Origin of the sequence: Streptomonospora nanhaiensis (assembly GCF_013410565.1) — a bacterium.
Lineage (GTDB): Bacteria > Actinomycetota > Actinomycetes > Streptosporangiales > Streptosporangiaceae > Streptomonospora > Streptomonospora nanhaiensis.
On record NZ_JACCFO010000001.1, the window covers coordinates 5,121,788 to 5,142,506 of the forward strand.

A 20,719-nucleotide genomic window follows, 5' to 3' on the forward strand; every position below is an offset into this window, starting at 1 on the left:
GGCCACGGGTCACCCCCACCGCCCCGGCCGGTCGACCTCGGCCCACACCGTGACCCCGGGGCCGCTGTCGTCGCGGTGCCAACCCCAGTCGCGGCTCAGCGCGGCAACGAGGTCGAGCCCGCGCCCCGACTCCTCCGTGACGAGGCCGGCGAAGAGGTCGGCGCTGGCCGGCGTGGGGACGGTGGTCGCGGCGCCGGGCCGAGGCCCTTGATCGGTGACGCTCACCCGGAAGCCGCGGTCCGGCAGCCGCTCCAAGTCGACGCGGACCGTGCCGCCGGGCAGGCCGGACGCCGTGTGGCGAAGGGCGTTGGTGTGCAGCTCCGACAGCACCAGCAGCAGCGAGTCCGCGTGGTCATAGCCCAGCCCGCTCGATCGCCACGCCCAGCTCCTCGCGGTCCTGATCTGGTCGGGCTCGGGACCGAAGAGGACGCTGTGAACGTCCGCGACAGTGGAGGGGATGCGGCGCGGCAGTGTCAGCAGGCGACGCTGATCGGCGTTTCCGCCGTTCAGCTCCTGCGGGTTTCCGTACTCCGCACACAACCGCGAAGGACCCCGAGGGTGACTCACGGCGCACACCTCCGCAAGGCGGTCGCCGACTCGGCCCACCGGTGGATTTCCCGGGTGGAGAGCAGGCTGTTCAACGCGCTCGAGGGCCTGGCGGATGCCTCAGGCGGTCCGCCCGCAACCCGGACATGCCGGTGGGGATGGATCATCCGGAGTCCGAACGGCAGCCCAGCTCCGTAGGCGGGAGGCGACGCTTCAAGGCAGAGGGACTCTGTCCGGCACGACCGGGTAATGACCCCGGCGAGCATCACCGCACCGCCCCGTCGGCAGTGGCCAGGAGACGGGCGAACCTGTCCAAGTCGTAGGACCCCACGGTGTCGCCCGTGTCGTAATGGACCGCCTGGTAATAGGTGTCGCCAGATTCGTCCGCGGAGTACCGGGTGCACCAACCGGGGTATGCCAAGGTGATGTCGACGAACCTGCTGTAGGTATCGTGGTCCAGCGGGCGCGGCGTGTACTCGCGGGTCTGGACGGCGGCCACCGTGCCCCTAGGACCCGGGGCCCGGCCCTCTACCGGATGCCAATCTGCCTGATCAGGGGATGCGTCGCTAAGCATGGGGTGACCGTATGACGCACCTCACGCCTAGACCTGTACTGCTGCGAAGGTAAAAGAACCGCAGTTTCTTGCGGGTCAGGCCACCCCAGCGCGCTGGCACAGCGGCCGGAGTTCTGGAGTCGACGGACGGTGCTCCCTGCGCAGCAGCTCCGTGAGCACTTCGAAGGTGGCGGGGTCGTGCCGGACGAGCTGGGGCGCCATGGCTTCGGCCTCCAGCAGGGAGTTCACGGCTGCGGAGTCCATGCGCCGCTGGGTATAGCCGCGGGCGATGTCGAGCTTCACCTGAACGCGGCGACCGATCAGCCCGACCGGGATTGACGACGGGTCCAGCACTTCTCCGGCGTCGATCGCTGTCTGGGCATCACCTACCGCCACAGCCGTACTGATGCGGTGCATCTCAACGTTCGTCGGTCCGAAGGCGGTGCCGTGATGGTTGAAGTCGCCACCGAGGCGGTCCGCAGCGCGACCAGCCGCGGCGAGGAACCGTGGAATCGCGGCCCGGTCGTATTCGGCGGCGGCGGCTGTGGCGGCGGCCAAGTGGAGGCCGCCATAGACCGACAGTTCTTCTGCCGTTCCGGGGCGCATACGACGTTCGAGCGCATAGGCTGCGCCCATCGCGAGGTCAGCGGCTTCGGCTGGGCGCTTACGCGACACCAGGACGTAGGCAAGGCGGTAGGCGCCCACGGCCGCGAGCAGCGTGTCATCAGCCCATTCCGCCGCGGACATGGCGCGGTCGGCGGCCTGCCACGCCAAGTCGTGCCGACCCACTCTCTTCAGCACAGCGGCAGCCGTGTTGTACACCTGCGCGCGCGCCGAGCACGCCACCGGGCGATCGCCCCGGCGCCCGCGGGCGGCGGCCTCGACGTCGCGGATGAGGCGCGGCAGGCGCCGAGCGACTTCGGCGTAGCGGGTCGCCTGGTAGTCGGCGTAGGCACGGTCAGCTTCGGCTTGCAACCGCGCTACGTCCATCGTCCGCTCTTCGCCCGTCTCGGCGATGATGGACTCCAGACTGGTGTAGCGCAGCATGGCGCGCTCGATCTGGGTGGCTCCGGCAAAGCGGCGATCAACGGGCGCCTCGTCCTCTCCGCCGGTGAGATCGGCGACGGAGACCGGCAGCACTTCGGCCAGGCGGGTGAGGACGTCGTGGGAGTTGACCTTGTGCTTGCCGCGCTCCACCTGGGAAAGCCATGACTCCGACCGGCCGATGAGCCCGGCGAGAACTGCTTGGGAGAGTCCGCGTCGAGTGCGGGCCCGGCGGATGATCTGGCCTTGCGTGGCTGCGTCCACGGCCCGCCTCCCTTCTACTTGCCCGTAGTGGCAGTGTGCACTGCGTCGACTACGTCGCGCCAGGCGGGAAGACGCTTCTCGTAGGGAGCGTCCGGGTCGTGCAGCAGGGTTACGGCCGGCATCGTCCGCAGCGTCTGCAAGGCACGTTGAAAGGCCGGGTGATCGGCAAGTTGGGGCTTGAAGTGCGGGACCACGACGGTGGGCACCCGATAACCGACCATTTCGCATAAAAGGCTAATTGCGAAGTTGTCTGCGATTCCGTTCGCAAATTTGTTGGTGGAGTTGAAGGTGAGTGGGCACGCGAGTACAGCATCGGCAGGAGCCAAGGGAGTTCCGGTCCCCGGCCTGCGGTAATCGACCCGCACCGATTCACCAGTCAGGTCCGCGATACGAGCGAGGTCATGGAAACCGGCTCCTGTGGGCGTCGAGAACACGGCCACTCGCCAGCCCGTGCTGTGCAGCGATTCGATCAGTCCCGCTAGCCCTTCGGGGGCTGGAGCGGCGGAGATGACGAGGTAGAGCATGCGGGCCATGAAAGAAGTGTAGAAGCCGCTTCAGCGCGAACTCACCGCGCAGGACGACCTCCGCCGGGCAGGATTCGCCAACGCCTCCCGCTCTCAGCCACTCGACGCGCTTTCATCAAGATCACTGGCAGCCTGCTCCAACGCCGATAGGCTCACTGCCGGAGTATCCGAGGCCACGAGCGGAGGTAATCCGTGACGTCCCCGCCCGAGCGCATCCAGGCACTTGTGGATCAGGCCGTCACCGACCGGATCACCCCCGGAGGCGTGTGGGCACTGGGCGATGACACCGGCTTGGTCCATCAGGGCACAGCGGGCGTGCTCGATCCGGACGACCCGACTCCCGTGCGTGCCGACACCCTGTGGGACCTGGCCTCGCTCACAAAGGTCATCGCGGTATGGGCACTCATCGGCACCTGGTGGCAGACGGGTGCCCTGGACTTGGACGAGCCCCTCGGCCGCCTCATGCCCGACAGAGTCGACGGAGCGCCACTGTCCCCGGTTACCGTGCGGCAACTCCTGACGCACACTGCGGGGTTGCCGTGGCGCTCACGTCTGCGGGAGCTTTATGGCACCGAGCCGGAGCGCATCCGCCGCGGAAGCCTTCGCGAAGCCCTGAACCGTCCGCCCGGCCAAGCGGTCGACTGCACCGACCGGGCCGCGCTCATCCTGGGTTACCTCGCCGAACACCTGGGCGGTGCGCCATTGCCCAACTTGGCAACCGAGCGGGTATGGGCGCCTTTGGGCATGGACGACACCCGGTGCGGCCCCCTGCCCGATGATCTGGCGGTCCGAGCCGCCCCCACCGAAGTCGATGCCGAGACCGGGAACCGGCTGCGAGGCCGACCCCACGATTTCTCCGCACGCCTCCTGGGCGGAGCCTGCGGGATCGCCGGAGCCTTCGGCTCCCTGGACGATCTCGCCCGCTTCCTCACCCACATGGTCGCCCCCGGGCCTGCGGCCTTCAGCGAGAAGTGGGTGCGCGAAAGCCTCCAGACTCAGACCGGGGACCTTCAACCATCCCGCGGCCTGTTCTGGCACCCTGCTACCGACGCCGATGACGGGGTGTGGGCGCATTACGGATTCACCGTACCGCAGCCTGGATCGCCCCCGATCGGCGCACGTGGGCGCTCCTTCTCACCAACAAGATCTATTACAGCCGCGACCGGGAGCCCATCCGGCAACTACGCGACTCCGTGCGGTCGGCCGCATTCTGAAGCAGTCGTCATCTGGCCTTCGGGATCTCCGGGCGAGGCGATTTGCGGGAAAACCGACATTCGTTTCCCGTTTATATTCCCACTTTGAACACCAAGTGACGCACTTGTTTTGCCGATTCCGATTTGGGTGTTGTGTCCGTTGGACATCGCTCCCCTGTGGTGTTAACAGCAGTTTTGGCCGCGCATCGTTGCTCGATTTCGGTTGTCGAAGCGAGGTTTCGATAGCTAGAGTCATCCACGATTTCGGAGAGTAACTGGATGGTCTCCGTTCGAATCGAAGGTGGCTCATGCGGTACGTCCTCGGAGCAGTCCTGGTCGGTGCGTTGGCGACGAGTGGTTGTGCTTCCCGTGGTGGGTCTGCGGAACCGACCACTCCTGCCACCGAAGCGCCGGCGGCCTCCCACGAGGAGCGGGCACTGGAGGCATACCGGGGCCTAATGGATGCGGTTGTCGAAGGTTCACATGATGGTGCGACCCGTCATCCTGACCTGGCCTGGTACGCAACGGGGCAAGCACTGGAGTTTTCGGACGACATGCTCAACGGGATTCGTGCCACTGGGCGGCCTGATATGGACCCTCGGGTAACCTCGGCCGATCTCGCCTCGAACCCTCCGGAAGTCACCGTGGAGGACTGCGTGGACGATTCGGATTGGAACATCATCGAGGAAGATCTCGAAGGGCTCGGTTCGCTGCACGGGGAAGGGTTTCGCCCCGTCATCGCAACTGTCACGGAAAACAACGGAACCTGGCAGGTCTCCGAGCTGTGGCTGGGCGAGTACGGCGAATGCGAGCGCTAGGAATGGCGCGGGTGCTTCTCGTCTCTGCGGCATCGGCCGCGGGCGCAACGGCACTAGCCGGGCCGGCACACGCGGAAGCGGCATTCTGGTCGACGTCGGCGTGCTCGGAGTCTTCGTGCGAGGTGACCGCGAACGCTCGGGAACCCGCTCCCGATACGGGCTCAGCCAATGCACCCGCCCTGCCGGCTCCACTGCCTCACCGACCGGTCGAGCCGGAGCCGAGTTGCTCTGAACCGGTCGGCGGGGCGGTCCGCTGCACGGCCACGTTGAGCGCTCCGCAGGCAGGCGGCGGGGTGGACGTGGCGGCCCTGGCCGAGCGGGCGCGGGCGCGGTTGGAGTTGCCCGAGCCCCCGAGATCGACTCGGCTCCGCCGATGGGCGGCACCGCGGTGGTGGGGTTTCCCCTCTGGCTGTGGATCGACGCCGAGCAGTGGCAGCCCCGCAGCGCGCGGGTGTCGGTGCGGGGAGGTTCGGCCTCGGTGACGGCCGTACCGCGCGAGGTCTCCTGGGACATGGGCGACGGCTCGGTCATCGCGTGCTCGGGGCCGGGAACGGTCTTCGACCCGGCGGTGCACACCCCGGGCTCGGATTCCCCCGACTGCGGACACGTCTACCGGTTGTCCTCGAAGAACCGGCCAGGCGGGCGCGACACGGTCACGGCGACGGTGGTGTGGGACGTCTCCTGGGAGTCCTCCGCAGGCCAGGGCGGGCAGTTGGAGCCGATGGAGACGAGCACAAGTCGCTCGATCGAGGTGGTCGAGGTCCACTCGGTGGTGGTCGAAGGCTGAGGCCGCAGCAGGCGGCCGGGCAGCCAAGGAGCAACGGAGAAGAAGAGGGGACGGAGTATGCCCACCAGCACCACCGGAGACAGGCATCCGGTGATCGGAGGAATCGAGGCTTCGCGGAGCCGGGAGCGGAAGTGGGCGGCGGCCGGGGTCGGGATGGTGGCGCTGGGGGCGCTGCTGGCGGTGGGCACCACGGCAGCGGCCACAGACCGCGCTCCGGTCGCTGTGGCGGCGCGCGATGTGCCCGTGGGCACGGTCATCGAGCCCGGCGACCTGCGGCTGGTCGAGACTTCGGGGTTGGCGGGGGCTGACTTCCCGGGGACCGGGGCCGAGGAGGTCGTGGGCCGGCGGGCCGCGGTGCCGCTGAAGGAAGGCACGCCGATCCCGCTCAGCGCGCTGAGTGACGCCGCGGCCTGGCCGGGACCGGGGCGGGCGGTGGTGGCCGCGTCGCTGCCTCACTCGGCAGTGCCCGAAGGCGCCGGCATGAGGGCTCCGGTCGCCGTGGTGCTGACCGGCGCGGCAGCTTCGGCCGAGGGGCTGCGGATGCCGAAGAGCCCGTGGTGTCGGGTCGGGTGCATTCGGTGGAGGCGGCGTCGGCGGGTGAGGAGTCGCTGGTGCACCTGGAGGTGCCCGAGGAGGAGGCGGCGGCCGTGGCGCGTGCGGCCGCGCGCCAGGAGATGCGCATGGTGCTGGTCGCCGCAGGCGCGGAGGGGGGAGACCGGTGATCGTCTCAGTGTGCTCGCTGGCAGGGGCGCCGGGGGTGACCACGCTGGCGGCGGCGCTGGCCATGTGCTGGCCTCCTTCGCCGCTGTGTGTGCCGGTGATGGTGGAGGCCGACGCTTCGGGCGGGGACATGCGGTTGTGGCATCGGCGGGGCGGTGAGCGGGGCTTGGGCACGCTCGCGGCGGCCAGTCGGCGCCCGCACCCCGCCCAGGGGGCGGGAGACAACCCCCTGCTGGAGCACTCCGAGGAAGTGGCCGGCGGGCTCCATGTGGTGACGGCGCCGTCGGCGCCGCATCAGTGCACCGCAGCGGTGGAGGAGTTGGCGCAGCATCCGTGGCTGCTGAGGGCGGGGCGGGCTGCGGTGGTCGATGTGGGACGCATCAGTCCGCGCTCGGCCGGGGCGCGGCTGCTGCTGTGTTCGGACGCGGTCGTGGTGGTGGTACGCGAGGACCCCGCGCAACTGGCCCGGCTGGCCGCCTCATCAGCGGTGGTCTCGGCGTTGGAGGAAGCCGGGGTGCCGGTGGGGGTGGCTCTGGTGGAAGGGCCGCGCCGCTTCGCCGACCGCGAGGTCGCCGAGCAGACGCAGGCGCCGGTGTGGGCGCGGCTACCCCAGGACCCTGCGGGGGCAGCCTTCGTCCGCGGTGAAGGTGTGCGGGCGGGCAGCGGAGTATGGGCGCGGTTGCGGGAATGGGCGCGTGAACGGCGCGGTGAGGCTGAGGTGGAGGGGCTGGCGCTGATGCGCACCGCCCGCGACCTCGCCGAGCGCGTGGAAGCCTACGGCAGGCGCACACCCTCCGGCACAAATGCCCGTCCGGCTCCATCCCCGATCGAGGCCCCGGCGCCGAGGTACCCGCAGCCGACCGCGACCGCTGCTCCGCCTCCGCCGCGCACCGGCTCCCTGGCGGTGACCGGCGCCGGGGCCGGCGCGGGGAGGGCGGCATGACGCTCATCCCCCACCCCTCCGTGGAGACCCCGCCCGCCCCTTCGCCGACACCCGTCGAGGCGGTGGCGCGGGCGGTCGCGGAGCGGGTGACCTCCCGGCTGCTTGCCGAAGGCAGGCTTGAGGCGGGTGCGGTCGGTGGTGAGGAGGCCCGGCGACGCGTGGCCTCGGTGGTTGACGAGGTGTTGGACGCCATGGCCGCTGACGCCCTGGCCCAGGGGCGCGCACCGCTGGATGCGGCCCAGGAGCAGCAGGTCCGCACGCTGGCGGTGGCCCGGATCTGCGGAATGGGCGGACTGGAGCCGCTGCTGGCCGAGCCCGGGGCGCACAACATCCTCATCACCGGCGAGAAGGTGATTGTGGATTTCGGCGGCGGGCGCCGCGAACCGCGCCCACCGGTGGCCGCCGACGACGCCGAGCTGGCCGCACTGGTGCGGCGCATCGCCGCTTCCTCGCCTTCGGGCGAGCGGCGCTTCGACGCCTCCAGCCCGCTGTTGTCGATGGAACTGCCCGACGGGTCGCGGCTGTCGGCGGTGATGGAGGTGTCCCGGCGGGTGTCGGTGGCCATCCGCCACCCCCGCCACGCGCTGGACCTGAACGCCCTGCAATCGTCGGACATGCTCGACGGGCTGGCGCGCGGGCTGCTGGAGGCGGCGGCCTCGGCCCGGATGAACCTGCTGATCTCCGGCGCCACCGGAGCCGGTAAGACCACGCTGCTGCGCGCGCTGGCCGTGGCGGCGGTGGCTCCGTGGGAGCGCGTGGTCACCGTCGAGGACAGCCTGGAGCTGAACCTGGACCGCAGCTTGGAAGCGCGCTGCGACTGCGTGGCGTTGCAGGCCCGCCCGGCCAACGTCGAGGGCGTCGGGGAGATCACGCTCGCCGAGCTGGTGCGCCACGCGCTGCGTCTGTCCCCCGACCGGGTGATCGTGGGAGAGACGCGCGGGCCGGAGACCATCGCCCTGCTCAACGCGATGTCGATGGGCACTGACGGGTCGATGGCCACCATCCACGCCGGCAGCTCGGCCCAGGTGTTCACCAAGATCGCCGCCTACACGGCCCAGGCCCCCGAGCGCCTCAGCCTGGAAGCCGCCAACCTGCTGGCGGCCTCAGCGGTGCACCTGGTGGCCCACATCGCGGTCGACCCGCGGGGACGGCGCTGGGTGTCCAGCATCCGCGAAGTGGTGGGGGCGGAGGGAGCCCACGTGGTCTCCAACGAGGTCTACCACCGCCCCCGCCCCCAGGAGGCGGGGCGCCTGCTGGGGGCGCCCAGCAGCGAGCGGGCCGACGTGCTCACGGCCCACGGATTCGACGCCGCCGCCGCGTTCTCGACGGGAGGTGCCTGGTGAACACCAATGTCCTCCTGGTGGCCGCCGCTGCCGGCGGTCTGGCGGGCGCCGGGCTGGCCTGCTGCGCCTATGCGGCCCGCCATCAGCGCATCGACCTGCGGACCGTGGTGGCGCGCCTGCGCACCAGCCAGGCACCGGCGCGCGGGGCGGGAGCGGCGGTCACGGGGGTTCTCGTGGGGCTGGCCACAGGGTGGCCAGTGGGGGCGGTGCTGGCCGCTGCTGCGGCATGGTGGCTGCCCCGGCTGCTGGGACCGGACCGGGCCGGTGCGCAGGAGGCGAAGCGGGCTGAGGCCGTAGCCGCCTGGGCGAGTCACCTGCGCGACCTGATGGCCGGCTCGGCCGGGCTGGTCCAAGCCATCACCGCCACCGCCCCGGTGGCCCCCACGCCGATCCGCCCGGAGGTGGCCGAACTGGCGCGCAGCCTCCACACGGGAGTCCCAATGGAGGCGGCGATGCGCTCCTTCGCCGAGCGCGTCGACAACCCCACCGCCGACCTGGTCGCCGTGGCCCTGTCCTCGGCCGAGGGCCGGCACGCCTCCGACCTGGGCGCCCTGCTGGGCCGTTTGGCCGAGTCCTCGCGCGACCGGGCGAGCCTGCTGGTGCGCACCTCGGCCGGACGCGCGAGGGTGCGCTCCTCGGTGCGCATCATCGCCGCGATGACACTGGGCATGGTGGCGGCGATGGTGGCGTTCAACCGCACCTACCTGGAGCCGCTGGACACCGCCACCGGCCAGTTCGTGCTCGCCCTCGTCGGCGCGATGTGGGCGGGGGCGTTCGTCTGGCTGGGGCGTCTGGCCGCGCCGGTGGCGGCTGTGCGCCTGCTGGGACGTGCGCGGTGAGCGTTCTGGTCGCCGGGGTGGCCGGGGCAGCGGCCGGCGCCGGTCTGTGGATGCTTGCCCGCGCGGCGCGCCGCCCCTCGCTGGCCGACCTGCTCGCTCTTCCCGCTGCTGCACCGCCCTCTGCGGCGAAGGCGCGTCCGGCCGCGCGCTTGGGACGCTCCGGTGCCAAGGTCGTGGGGCGAGCCGGGCTGCCTTCGCGGCGGGTGCGCGCGGATCTGGCGGTCACCGGTACCGCGCCCGAGCAGTACCTGGCGGAGAAGGCGTGCGCCGCTGCGGCGGCCTCGGCGCTGGCCGTGTTCGTGATCGCCGCGACCCTGGCCACCGGGCGGCCCGCCTCGCCGCTGACGCTGGTTGCTGCGGCGGCGTGCGCGGCCTCCTGCTGGATGGCGCCCGACCTGGCCCTTCGCTCCCAGGCGCGCGCCCGCCGCGCCCAGTTGCGCTCGGCCGCCTGCCTGCTGGCAGACCTGGCGGTGATCGCTCTTGCGGGCGGCGCCGGTGTGGCCGGAGCCCTCGCCCAGGCCGCCCGCCACGGCCACGGCTGGGCGCCCGAGCAGATCCGCACCGCGCTGCACGCCGCCGCACTCAGGCGCCAACCCGCCTGGAGCGCCCTGAGCGACCTGGCCGACCGCACCGCCGTCAGCGATCTGGGTGAACTGGCGGCGTCCCTGCACCTGGCCGGGACCGACGGCGCCCGCGTCCGCGCCTCGTTGACGGCCAAGGCCCAGGCCCTGCGCACCGCTGAACTGGCCGAGGCCGAAGCCCGCGCCGCCGCTCAGACCGAGCGCATGACGCTGCCGGTGACCGTCCTGGTCCTGGGGTTCATGGTGCTGATCGGCTATCCCGCGCTCGTCCACGTCGTTACCGGCTTCTGACCGCGCCCATCCTTGAGGAGGACCCGAACCGTGTTCGCCCGCCGACTCGCCGCCACGCTCCGCGCACGCCATGCCGCACTTCGTGGCGACCGGGGTTCCTACACCACCGAGATCGTCATCGGCATCACCATCGTGGTGGCCATCACCGCAGTGGTCGGCCCGATCCTCACCGACACCTTCGCCCAAGCCGCTCGCGACATCGACCTGGGCATCACCAAGTGAAGCGAGAGCAGAGTGATCGGGGCTCGACAGAGCTGGTCATGGTACTGCCCCTGGCGTTCACCATGATCGCTGCGGTGCTTCAGCTCGGGCTGTGGGCGCACGCCCAGCAGCGCGCGGATGCGGTGGCCCACCAGGCTGTCTCCGCCGCCCGCGCCTACGGCGCTGATGCCGCCACCGGGCGGCGCACCGGGGAGCAGGCGCTGGACCAGCTCGGCGGTGCGCTGCTCAAGCAGCCCCGCCTGCATGTCGAACGGGCCTCCGGACGGGCCACCGCCCGCGTGGAGGCTGGGGTTCCCAGCCTGGTCCCCGGTTGGCAGCCCAGCGTTGCCGCTGTACGCCACGGCCCCGTCGAACGCCTGGGAGCCCCGTGATGCGCCGAAGGCGGGCTGAGCAGGGCAGCGCGGCGGTGGAGTTGATGCTGGCCGCACCCGTCCTGCTGCTGGCGGCGCTGCTCATGGTGGCCGCAGGTCGCTATGCCGACGCCGCCTTGGAGGCCACCGCCGCAGCCCACAGTGCCGCCCGAGCGGCCTCCCTGCACGCCGACCCCGCCCACGCCCGCACCGCCGCCCGCCACCAGGCCAAAGCCGCCCTGGCCCACGCGGGCCTGTCCTGCGATGAGCACACCGTGAACTTTGGAATTCTCGGTTCTGACCGCCGCCAGTCGGTGCACGCCCATGTGGGCTGCCGTATCGCCCTGGGCGACCTCGCGCCGCTGAGCCTGCCCGGCCACACCGTGGTCGAGGGGGAGGCAAGCGCCCCCGTCGACCCCTACCGCGATACCGAGGCCGCCCCGTGAGTCCGCACCGCAGGAACCGCCGGCGCGGCGACGAGGGCCGCGTCCTGGTCCTGGTCGTGGTCCTGGCCGCGGCCATCGGCGCATGCTTCGGCCTGGTGGTCGACGGCGGGCGCATGCTCCTCGACAAGACTCGGGCCACCACGCTGGCCCACGAGGCCGCCCGCGCCGGAGCCCGCGAACTCGACACCGCCCACCTGGCCCAGACGGGCCGCATCCGCCTGGACGCCGGTGCCGCCCGCGAGCAGGCCCGCGCCTACCTCAAGGCGGCCGGGGCACAGGGAAGCGTCCACGTCGAAAGGCAGCAGGTGAGCGTGGTCGCCGAAGTCCCCTACACCACCCGCGTCCTGCCCCTGGGCGAGGGCATCGCCCAAGCCCGCGCCAGCGCCGACGCACTCCAGAACTGACCGAACACGCGAGGAGGCCGCCACCATGTCCTCACGAGCCGATGCCGCCGCCGGTGCCGCCGGCGCGCTCTTCCTCTTCGCGGCCCCTCCGGCGGTGGCCTTCCTCGGGTTGCCACCGGCCGGTGCGCAGGTCAGCCCGGCGGAGGTGCTCATGCACCTGCGCGCCTTCACCCTGCCCACCTCCATGGTGCTGAGCGGGCTGGCGGCCGTGGCCGCCCTCGCCTGGGCCGCCTACGCCGCCGCCACCCTGGCCGACCTCGTGCGCCTGACCCGCGGGCAGACCCCGCGCCTGGCGGTGGCCCGACTGGTCGCGGCTCTCCTCGCCGCGCTCGCCGCCAGCCCCACCGCCCATGCGGCGACCGACGAGGCGACAGCCCCCGCACCGGCGCTGCCTCAGAACCAGTCCGATGCCCCCGCTTCCACCGACGCCCCCGGCCCGGCCGACCCGATCGAGCGCCACCGATCCGTTGAGGGCTTCGCCGTGGACTCCGCGCACCTGACCCCCGACATGCGCGCAGCCCTGGCCTCCACCGCCGAACTCATCAGCACCTACGGCGACCCCGGTTCCGCCATCACCGTCACCGGCCACACCGACCCCACCGGACCAGCGGCCCACAACGCCGACCTCTCCCAGCGCCGCGCCCAGACCGCAGCCTCCTACCTCCAAAAGGCGGTGGGTGAAGGCTTCACCATCACCGCCGAAGGCCACGGCCCCGCCGCGCCCGCAAACGGAGTCCAGGACTACGCCGCCATGCGCCGCGTCGAGGTCGACTACCAACTCCTCCCGCCCTCTGCCCCGCCTCAGACACCCACACCTGAGAAGAGTGAACAGCCGACACCCCGGGCGGAGCAGCCCGCCGTCGAGGAACACTCCGCCCTGGCGGCCACCGCCGACCCCGCCGCGACCACCATGACCGTGGGCACAGCCCTGGCCGCCAGCCTCCTGGGCGGCTACACCCTGGGACGACGCACACGGCGCCCTGCCCGCAACGCCGTCGAGGAGGAGACGCCGGAGGCCAGCAGCGAGCCCGAGGACGAAGCCTCCCCCCGGGAAGGCGAGAACACCGGCCACGACGCACCGCCACCGTCGCCCAACGGCGACTCGCTGCGCCTGACGCCCGACGCAGCGGTCAACGCCTCAGCCGGCGTCAGCATCACCGGCCCTGCCGCCGCCGACCTGCTCACCGAACTCATCACACGGCTCGCAGCCGAGGCACCGGGCAACGTCATCGCCACCCGCGCTGTTCTCTCTGCACTCAGTATCGCCGACCATGCCCGCCCTGTCGGCGCAACGGTGACCCCTAGCCTCCAGGCGGCCCTGGTGCGGGCAGAGGCACGCATCATCGCCGCCCACCGCGAGACCGACCGCCCCTCGCCCGGTGACGCCCTGCCTCCCCCGACCATCGTGGTGGAAGCACCAGGACCCGACGAGGACCGCGAACGGCTGCACGCCCTCCTCGCCAGCGACCTGGACCCCAAGCCCACCGTCATCGCCCTGGGCGACCTGGGGTGCGGTGTGCACGTGCACGCCGAGGCCGACCTGCTGCGCATCACCGACCCCGAGGGGACGGTGCGGGAGGTGCCCAGCGGCCTCGCCTCCGACAGCAGCGCTCCGCCCGCCGAGGAACCTTCGGCGGACGCACTTCACACCCCTGCCGAGCACAGGGGCGAGAGCGTCCCCATGGACGGCGCCGAAGCCGTCCGCGAGTCCGAGCCCGCGTCGGGAGTCCCGGCTGAGCCTCCCGGCGATCGGGTGCGGCTGCGGCTGTTCGCACCGCGCCTTGGCGTCCAGATCGGCGGCACTGACGTCGCCGAGCAGATGCGGTCCTCGGCCCGCAGCCTGCTGGCGCTGCTGGCCATCCGGCCCTCCGGGGCCACCGGCGAGGAGATCGCCGAACTCCTCGCGCCCGAGGCCCGACCCGCCCAAGCCCGCGCGGCCCGCAACAACGCCCTCAGCAGCGCCCGCGCCGTCATCCGCAGTGCTGTGGAGAGCCCCGACCTGCCCGTCATCGAGTTCCACGCCGGCCGCTACCGCCTCCAACCCGGCCTCTTCACCGCGGACCTGTGGGACTTCAACGACGCGGCGACCGCCGCGAAGAACTCCACCGGCCGCACAGCGCTGCCTCAGCGAGAAAACGCCGTTTCCCACTACACCCACGAATTGCTCTCCGACGTATCGGAGCCGTGGGTGGAATGCGAGCGCCAAAGGTGCCGCACCACCGCTGCCCAATTGTGCGTGAAACTCGCCCACGCCCACCATGGTGAAGCGAAGACGGAGTGGTTCGAGCGGGCCTGTGCTATCGACCCCTACAACGAGGTCGTGCACCGATACCTGATCGAGGCCCACGCCGAAACGGGTGACGCCGACGCCGCTCACCGCGCCTACCAGCGCCTGGCCCAGAACCTGCGAGAAATCGGAGAGCGGCCCGGAAGGCAACTACGAGAATTCGTGGAGCGCCTCACCTCCGTCACACCACTTCGCGCTACCGCTGCGGCGCGAGCAGGCCACAGGTCCCTCCGGTAAGCCGACGGGGAGGCGCCTTCGGGGGACGCGCGCTTTGCCGCACGCTTTCCCGCTCTCTTTGCCGCGCGTTGGGCGCACGCTGGCCGCGCGTTGGGCGCACACTTTAGGGCGCGCTTAAACCGCGCCCCCCGCGAAGCGCTATCAGCGCAGGTCAGCGTGCATTCAGGGCGCCCGCCCCGGCGTGTGGCTGGTACACCACAGGTGGTGTCCTCTCACGTAGGGCCGGGGCGGCCGTCCTCGGTCACACGATGCGCTCTCTTTCCCGCTCCAGCCGCCTTGTCCATCCAGCGGCCTTCCCTCACCCCCTATCCTCCATTCTCTGTTCAATTCCTTTCATCTTTTTCATTCTTCCCTATAGGGCTGACCGGCGGCCCCGATGATCGCCCAGTCCGCCGCCTTTCTCTAATCGTCGGACGAGTCTCGGCTCCTACGCGCGCGTGGGCGCGGTTCCTCTACAGGGAACCCGCGCTAAAAATTTTCCGCGAACCGTTTGACAAACACCCCCGCCCCAAGTTCACCTTGGCGTGCGGGCCGGACGGCCGCCGGAAAAGCGGAAACGCAAACCGGCACAACCGGCTTGACACGGCGGGGCCACCCAAGGGAACTTGAGGCCCCGGGAAACCGGCCCCGGAAAACGCCGGGGAATGGAAAGGAAACCATGGAAAAGGCGACGGCGCTTTATTGCCCGGAATGCGGCGAAGAAGTGGCCAACGTGCCGCCGCGCGTGTGGAACACCGGAAGCCCGCGCCCTGAGCACAGCCACCTCGACGGTGAGCCGCTGTGCGCGGTCATGACCGAGGAGGGCTACCGCCCGGCCACGCCGACCTCCCGGCGACCCAACGGCGAATAGCGCTACGGCGCAGCGGGGCACTGCCCCGCGATGAAGACGGCCCGCGCCCCAACACCCGGCACGGATTCCAGCCCAGACCGGGGTGGGCGCGGGCCCCACACCACCACTGCGAGTAGCAAGGAGTGTGCTGTGAGCACCAGTATGCCCTACAGCGGGCCGCTCATCATCGAACCCCGTGACATCACCCCGATCATGCAGGGCGGCGTCGGCCACCTCCTCATCTGGAACGAGGCTGCCGACAAGGTCGAGGCGGTCCAACCCGGCCACGTTCCGGGCGAGGAAGCGATGATCCTGGCCGGTGCCGACGACCTCGAGCGGATCGCTGAGGAGGCCGCCGAGGAAGGTGAAGGGTTCACCGATACCTACGCCGCCGCGACCCTGCGCGACATGGCAGGGGACCTGCTGGAGGAGTGGCCTGCGGTCAAGGCGCTGACGGCCGGAGTCCTGGAGTTGCGCACCGACATGGCGCGTCGGTTCTTCTACCTGACCGGTGCCCCGTCCTACCGGGAGTGCGCGCGGACGCATTTCCTTACCGACGTCTACCGCAACATCGACCGGCCTGATGTGACGGTCTCGGTGACCAGCACGTTCATGCACACCACGCCCGCGCGGATCCACCTGACGCGCACCAAAACGGGCCGTGACCTGGCCCGGTTCGACATCCAACCCTCCGGCGCCCGTCCCAGCCTGGCCGCCTACGCCGTCGCCGGTGCCGTTGAGGCCGCGATCGAGGCCCTGCCTAAGCGCTGACCCGCGCGTTCCCCGGGGTGCCGCCAAGGCGGCACCCCGGGCCAGACCACCCGCATGCCCTCATTCAGGAGTACACCCATGTCTGATTTCCCGGAGAACTACCTGTCCCGTGCGGCCGAGGCGCCTTTGAAGACCGTCCATGTCGCCGCCGCGCACTTCAACGGACCCGGTGCGGTCATCGTCTATGACAGCCCCCAGCGGCGCTACCGCACCGTCGCCCCCGGCGACCGGTACCACATCAGCGAGCCCGAGCAGGTCATCGTCTGCGGTTACGGCGACATCCAGCGCCTCCTGGCCGACTACCCCGGCGACGACCCGGTCGATGACCTCACCAAGGACGTCGCCGCAGACGCCCTGCGCCACCTCACGGCATGGGCACACACCGAGCGCCTGGCCGGGCTGGCGCCGATCACAACTCTGCGCCGCGCCATGAACCACCACGGCTTCTACACCGACCGGCGCAGCGACCTGGGCCGAACCGAGGAGGGGGCGCTGACTACCACCGACCACTTCATCCACAGCGAGGCCCACCACCTCACGGTGGTCATCGACCACCTGGCCACGGCGGGCGCGACCACCACCCGAGTCACCCGGGTGCGGCTGCTCGACGGCACCACCGAGATCGCCGCCTGGAACGGCACCACCCGTCCCGACACCGCGTGCGGCCGGGCGTGTGAGATCAGCGCCGCCGCCCACCGCTACCTCGGCCACTGACATTGCGCCCGTGCGGGCGCGGACACACCGCGCCCGCACGGGCCGCCCTCTGCACCGGCCTATGCGCCCGCCTTTTCCGTTGAAGGGATATCTCATGTCCAGCACCGCTGTGCGCGCCGACATCACCGCCCACCTGCGCACCATCACCGCCCCGGCCAGCGCCGCCGAGATCGCGACCGCCCTGGGCAAGGCCCGCTCCACCGTCACCGCCGCCCTGCGCGACCTCGAACAGGCCGGGCACGCTGTGCGTACCCCGGGCGGACGCGACAGCGGGCGCCGCCAACCCGACCTGTGGACCGCCGCCCCGGCCGACGCCCCGGCCGAGGCACCCGAGCAGCCGCGCACCGATGAGGAGTCTTTCCGGTCCGCCGAGGGGGAGGCGACCGACGCCAGCGGCTCCGCCCCCGCCGGGGCAGTCGACCACCCGCCCGCTGCCCCTGGGCGCCACAGCGACACCGGCCCGGGAGACGGCGCGGAGGCGGCTTCGGTCCAGCATCCTGCGGTGGCACCCGGGGTGGCCTCGACACCGAAGACTGCCAACGAAACCGTGCCCGCGCCCGAGGCGCCCGTGGCCATCAACCCCGTCACCAAGACCGCGCGGTTGGAGCCGGGCGCGCTGCGCCTGATGGTGCACGCCATCCTCCGCGATTCCCCGCAGGAGGAGTTCTCGCCCACCGAGATCAGTCACCTGCTGCGCGGGCGCAGCGTCGGTGCGATCCAAAACGCCCTGGCCCGCCTCGTCAACGACGGGCAGGCGGTCCTGACGTGCGAGGCGCCGCGCCGCTACAGCGCCGCCTAACCGGCAGCCCGGCCGCGTTCTCCGGTGGCGGCCGCCTCAGCCCCGAAGGGCCACCGCCCTTCGGGGCTGGCGCCGTCGCCGCCGCAGCCGCCCCCGCCCTCCATGTCCAATCCCGCCCGGCGCCCGGCTCTATTCGGGGGCGTCAGGGCGAAGTCAGACGGAGGCGGGCGGGCGCACACCACATGGCGCCACACGACAACGGCACCACCACGGCAGGGCAGCGGCCGCGACCGCCGCTGGCCGTCTGGCCGTGCGCGCAAGACGGGGGCCTAGCGCCCAAAGCCGAACTGACGCGGCGGCTGATCGCCGACCTCAGCGCACCCGGCGACACCGTCGCGGCCCTGTGCCACGGCGAGGGCACGCCCCTGGTGCAGGCAGCGGTCATGGAGCGGCGCGCCCACGGCATCGAGGTGAACCCGCAGCGGTTCCGCGCCGCCCAGCGGCGCCTGCGCGACCACCTTTCGGCCGAGCGTCGCCGCGAGGTGGTGCACTGGCAGGCCGACGCGCGCGCCGCCGAGGTCCTACTCGCCCCCATTTGGGGCCGCACCCGCCTTGTGGCGGCCACCCTTCCCCGCTCCGCGGCGCATCGCCGCGACACGCACCACCTCCATGCCGACCACCTCGGCCGGCTCACCGGCTCCGCCTACGCCGACGCTGCGCAGGCGCTGATTACCGCCGCCGCCGGCTTGCTGCGGCCCGGCGGCCACCTCGCCGTCATCTGCCCCGGCCACGAGCAGACCGGCGGCCAGGTCGACCGGGTGACGGTGTGCGCCCACGCCGCCCACGCCGCCGGGCTGGCCTATGTCCAGCACATCATCGCCCTGACCCGGCCCATCAGCGGTGACGCGGCCGAGCGTGCGGAGGAAGGCAGCGGCGCGCCCGGCGAACAGGTGCTTGGCGCCGCCCACGCCGAGGCCGCCGTCACGCTGATCAGCCCGTGCCATCACGACGTGGTCCTCCTGCACAAACCCGCCGCAGGACCCGCAACGGCGGTGGGCCGATGAGCGCACAGCGCACCGTGGCCTCGGTGTGGGTTACCGGGCAGCAGCAGGCCCCGGCCCAGCGCGGACGGCGCTACTCACGGCTGTCGCTGGAGCACCCGGCCAAGATGCTTCCCGCCATCGCCCGTCGCGCCATCAGCGAGTTCACCCGCCCCGGGCACCTGGTGCTGGACCCGCTGTGCGGTATCGGCACCACCCTGGTGGAGGCCGTCCACCTCGGCCGCGACGCCCTGGGCTTTGAACTCGAACCCAAGTGGGCCTCCATCGCCCGCCTCAACCTCGACCTCGCCCAGACCCAAGGCGCCCAAGGGCAGGGGCGGGTGCGCACGGGTGAGGCCGCCCGCACCGCCGCCTGCATCGACCCCGCAGAGGCCGGGGCCGCGCTGCTGGTGACCTCGCCTCCCTACGGTGCGATGACCCACGGCCGGGTGCGCTCACGGCGCGACGGCGCCGAAGCGCTGGACAAGTGGGCGCACCGCTACAGCACCACCCGCGACCGCGCACAACTCGCCCACCAACCCATCGCCGACCTGCTCGACTCCTTCACCGCGATCCTGAGCGCCTGCCGCCCGCTGCTTTTGCCCGGTGCCCACGTGGTGATCACCGTCCGCCCGTTCCGGGCCCAAGGCCGGCTGATCGACTTCCCCGGCAAGGTGATGGCCGCAGCCCAAAACGCCGGACTGGAACCGGTGGGCCGGTGCGCCGCCCTGCTGTGCGCCCTGCGACAGGGCCGGGTGGTGGCCCGCAGCTCCTTCTTCGCCAGCCTCGAAGCCACCCGGCTGCGGAGCAAGGGCATCGCCGCCCACATCATCCAGCACGAAGACGTGCTGATCCTGCGCAACCCCACCGGGGAGGCGCCGTGACCACCACCGCGACACCCCACACCACACGCAGCCGACCACCCGCTAATAAGACGACGCCCACCACGCCACCGCCCATCATCGGATCGCTGTGCACCGGCATCGCGGGCCTCGACCTCGGCGTGGCCGCCGCTGTGGGTGGCGCCCGACTTTCCTGGGTGGCGGACACCGACCCCGACGCGACCCGCTTCCTGGCCCACCGATTCCCCGGCGCGCCCAACCTCGGCGACATGGCTGGCGTTGCCTGGGACCGCCTCCAGCCCGTCGACATCATCACCGCAGGCGTGCCATGTCAGGACATCAGTTCCTCCGGCCCAGGCGGCGGCATCGAGAAAGGAACCCGCAGCTCTGTCTGGAAACACATCATCCTCGCCGTTCGCTTACTACGACCTCGCCTGCTCATCGTGGAAAACGTCGCCGCGCTGCGTTGGCGAAACAGGGGCCTCGCCACCGTTTTGGGCGACCTGGCCCGCGCACGGTATGACGCGAAGTGGTGCAGCCTACGCGCAGACACTCTCGGCGCACCTCGCCGCCGCGAGCGCATGTTCGTTGTTGCCTACCCCCGTGGCCAGCGACGCCACCCGGGGGCCGTCTCGCCTCGCCCCACGCCGCGGTCGCGTCCGCCCCAACCTCACCGACCTCGCCCACCTCGGCCTGGACCGCCGCGACCTTCACCAGACCGGGGCGCACCACCTCGCTGGGAAGACTACGAACCCGCCATCCAGCGATGGCAGATGATCACCGGGCATGCGGCCCCCCTCATGCATGAATACGCGGCAACAGGAGCCCGCCGCTTGGCACCTGGCTTCGTCGAGTGGCTGATGGGCCTTGAGCCCGGTTGGGTCACCTGCCCCCAGCTAGGGCTGTCGCGACGGGCTCAACTGCGGGTGCTGGGAAACGCGGTGGTCCCTTACCAGGCCGAAACCGCTGTGCGGCTTCTGCTGACCGGCTCCGTCCTCAATTGGACCGATCCTTCGAGGAGCGCTTCATGATGCCCGCCGACGGCCTCACCCGCCGCGCCCTCGCCGCCCACATGCGCGCGCTGGCCGACTTCCTGGAGGCCCACCCCGACCTGCCGCTCAGCCCGCACACCCGAGTGGAGGTCGTCTACTTCCCCCGCGGAAGCGACCGAGAGCAGACCGAGGGGATCGACCGCATCGCCGCCTTGCTGGGCACCGAAGGCCATCGGGAGGGCCAGCACTACGCCTGCGAGCACTCCTTCGGCCGCGCCGCCTACCGCGCCGTCGCGATTCCCGCCCACGTCCGCGCCCGCCACCGCGCGCTCATGTCCTACGCCGGCGCCATCCGCCTCGACTGACAACACACACGAACGCACCACCAAGCGTCAATACA

At 71.5% G+C, this 20,719-nt stretch carries 25 protein-coding genes and 1 pseudogene; 22 read left to right on the top strand and 4 right to left on the bottom strand.

Annotated features, from left to right (window positions below):
* Window positions 1-9 precede the first annotated feature (9 nt).
* From HNR12_RS22730 to HNR12_RS22745, 4 genes are all read right to left on the bottom strand, one after another.
* Window positions 10-567, bottom strand: a complete 558-nt coding sequence (locus tag HNR12_RS22730) for an ATP-binding protein (RefSeq protein ID WP_308118557.1) — start codon at window positions 565-567, stop codon at window positions 10-12.
* Between the two features lie 244 nt (window positions 568-811).
* Window positions 812-1,045, bottom strand: a complete 234-nt coding sequence (locus HNR12_RS22735) for a hypothetical protein (protein WP_179769473.1) — start codon at window positions 1,043-1,045, stop codon at window positions 812-814.
* Between the two features lie 150 nt (window positions 1,046-1,195).
* A complete protein-coding gene (locus HNR12_RS22740) occupies window positions 1,196-2,407 on the bottom strand; it encodes a helix-turn-helix domain-containing protein (protein WP_179769474.1) in 1,212 nt (403 codons plus the stop codon).
* Window positions 2,408-2,421: 14 nt separating this feature from the next.
* Window positions 2,422-2,940 carry a flavoprotein gene (locus tag HNR12_RS22745; protein WP_179769475.1) on the bottom strand — a complete coding sequence of 173 codons (519 nt, stop codon included), beginning with the start codon at window positions 2,938-2,940 and terminating at the stop codon, window positions 2,422-2,424.
* A 183-nt stretch (window positions 2,941-3,123) separates the two neighbouring features.
* On the opposite strand from HNR12_RS22745, the gene HNR12_RS22750 reads away from it, so the two are divergent.
* The 22 genes and pseudogenes from HNR12_RS22750 to HNR12_RS22850 all read left to right on the top strand — a co-directional run bounded on the left by HNR12_RS22750 (window position 3,124) and on the right by HNR12_RS22850 (window position 20,684).
* Entirely contained in the window at window positions 3,124-4,233 is a 1,110-nt protein-coding gene (locus HNR12_RS22750; protein ID WP_218902018.1) for a serine hydrolase, read from the top strand.
* A gap of 349 nt (window positions 4,234-4,582) precedes the next feature.
* Window positions 4,583-4,942 (top strand): hypothetical protein, encoded by a 360-nt coding sequence (locus HNR12_RS22755; RefSeq protein WP_246425154.1) that lies wholly within the window; start codon window positions 4,583-4,585, stop codon window positions 4,940-4,942.
* A gap of 373 nt (window positions 4,943-5,315) precedes the next feature.
* On the top strand, window positions 5,316-5,729 hold the full coding sequence (locus tag HNR12_RS22760) for a hypothetical protein (RefSeq protein ID WP_218902019.1): 414 nt from the start codon (window positions 5,316-5,318) through the stop codon (window positions 5,727-5,729).
* A 153-nt stretch (window positions 5,730-5,882) separates the two neighbouring features.
* Window positions 5,883-6,062 (top strand): annotated as a pseudogene (locus HNR12_RS29595) (SAF domain-containing protein); the annotation flags it as partial.
* A gap of 236 nt (window positions 6,063-6,298) precedes the next feature.
* On the top strand, window positions 6,299-6,451 hold the full coding sequence (locus HNR12_RS29600) for a hypothetical protein (RefSeq protein ID WP_246425848.1): 153 nt from the start codon (window positions 6,299-6,301) through the stop codon (window positions 6,449-6,451).
* Window positions 6,452-6,486: 35 nt separating this feature from the next.
* A complete protein-coding gene (locus tag HNR12_RS29605) occupies window positions 6,487-7,392 on the top strand; it encodes a hypothetical protein (protein WP_179769477.1) in 906 nt (301 codons plus the stop codon).
* On the top strand, window positions 7,389-8,735 hold the full coding sequence (locus tag HNR12_RS22775; RefSeq protein WP_179769478.1) for a CpaF family protein: 1,347 nt from the start codon (window positions 7,389-7,391) through the stop codon (window positions 8,733-8,735). Before HNR12_RS29605 ends, HNR12_RS22775 begins: the two co-directional genes overlap by 4 nt.
* Window positions 8,732-9,574, top strand: coding sequence for a type II secretion system F family protein (locus tag HNR12_RS22780; RefSeq protein ID WP_179769479.1), 843 nt, complete (start codon window positions 8,732-8,734; stop codon window positions 9,572-9,574). The genes HNR12_RS22775 and HNR12_RS22780 overlap by 4 nt, the downstream gene beginning before the upstream one ends.
* Window positions 9,571-10,446 carry a type II secretion system F family protein gene (locus tag HNR12_RS22785; protein ID WP_179769480.1) on the top strand — a complete coding sequence of 292 codons (876 nt, stop codon included), beginning with the start codon at window positions 9,571-9,573 and terminating at the stop codon, window positions 10,444-10,446. The genes HNR12_RS22780 and HNR12_RS22785 overlap by 4 nt, the downstream gene beginning before the upstream one ends.
* 30 nt (window positions 10,447-10,476) lie before the next feature.
* Entirely contained in the window at window positions 10,477-10,668 is a 192-nt protein-coding gene (locus HNR12_RS22790; protein ID WP_179769481.1) for a hypothetical protein, read from the top strand.
* A 38-nt stretch (window positions 10,669-10,706) separates the two neighbouring features.
* Window positions 10,707-11,039: a TadE family protein gene (locus tag HNR12_RS22795; protein ID WP_179769482.1), complete on the top strand. Its 333-nt coding sequence runs from the start codon at window positions 10,707-10,709 to the stop codon at window positions 11,037-11,039.
* Window positions 11,039-11,464 (top strand): TadE/TadG family type IV pilus assembly protein, encoded by a 426-nt coding sequence (locus HNR12_RS22800; RefSeq protein ID WP_179769483.1) that lies wholly within the window; start codon window positions 11,039-11,041, stop codon window positions 11,462-11,464. Before HNR12_RS22795 ends, HNR12_RS22800 begins: the two co-directional genes overlap by 1 nt.
* Entirely contained in the window at window positions 11,461-11,868 is a 408-nt protein-coding gene (locus HNR12_RS22805) for a pilus assembly protein TadG-related protein (protein ID WP_179769484.1), read from the top strand. Before HNR12_RS22800 ends, HNR12_RS22805 begins: the two co-directional genes overlap by 4 nt.
* 25 nt (window positions 11,869-11,893) lie before the next feature.
* Window positions 11,894-14,392: an OmpA family protein gene (locus HNR12_RS22810; RefSeq protein WP_179769485.1), complete on the top strand. Its 2,499-nt coding sequence runs from the start codon at window positions 11,894-11,896 to the stop codon at window positions 14,390-14,392.
* 658 nt (window positions 14,393-15,050) lie between these two features.
* Window positions 15,051-15,242, top strand: coding sequence for a hypothetical protein (locus HNR12_RS22815; protein ID WP_179769486.1), 192 nt, complete (start codon window positions 15,051-15,053; stop codon window positions 15,240-15,242).
* A gap of 129 nt (window positions 15,243-15,371) precedes the next feature.
* Complete coding sequence (locus tag HNR12_RS22820) at window positions 15,372-15,992, top strand: hypothetical protein (RefSeq protein WP_179769487.1); 621 nt, start codon at window positions 15,372-15,374, stop codon at window positions 15,990-15,992.
* 78 nt (window positions 15,993-16,070) lie between these two features.
* A complete protein-coding gene (locus HNR12_RS22825) occupies window positions 16,071-16,706 on the top strand; it encodes a hypothetical protein (protein ID WP_179769488.1) in 636 nt (211 codons plus the stop codon).
* A gap of 94 nt (window positions 16,707-16,800) precedes the next feature.
* Window positions 16,801-17,505, top strand: coding sequence for a MarR family transcriptional regulator (locus HNR12_RS22830; RefSeq protein WP_179769489.1), 705 nt, complete (start codon window positions 16,801-16,803; stop codon window positions 17,503-17,505).
* 182 nt (window positions 17,506-17,687) lie between these two features.
* Window positions 17,688-18,509, top strand: coding sequence for a site-specific DNA-methyltransferase (locus HNR12_RS22835; RefSeq protein ID WP_179769490.1), 822 nt, complete (start codon window positions 17,688-17,690; stop codon window positions 18,507-18,509).
* The gene (locus HNR12_RS22840) at window positions 18,506-19,369 is read left to right on the top strand and encodes a TRM11 family SAM-dependent methyltransferase (protein WP_179769491.1); all 864 of its coding nucleotides are present in this window, start codon (window positions 18,506-18,508) and stop codon (window positions 19,367-19,369) included. The genes HNR12_RS22835 and HNR12_RS22840 overlap by 4 nt, the downstream gene beginning before the upstream one ends.
* Window positions 19,366-20,358, top strand: coding sequence for a DNA cytosine methyltransferase (locus HNR12_RS22845; RefSeq protein ID WP_338119817.1), 993 nt, complete (start codon window positions 19,366-19,368; stop codon window positions 20,356-20,358). Before HNR12_RS22840 ends, HNR12_RS22845 begins: the two co-directional genes overlap by 4 nt.
* Window positions 20,355-20,684 carry a hypothetical protein gene (locus HNR12_RS22850; protein WP_179769492.1) on the top strand — a complete coding sequence of 110 codons (330 nt, stop codon included), beginning with the start codon at window positions 20,355-20,357 and terminating at the stop codon, window positions 20,682-20,684. The genes HNR12_RS22845 and HNR12_RS22850 overlap by 4 nt, the downstream gene beginning before the upstream one ends.
* The last annotated feature ends 35 nt before the right edge of the window (window positions 20,685-20,719 follow it).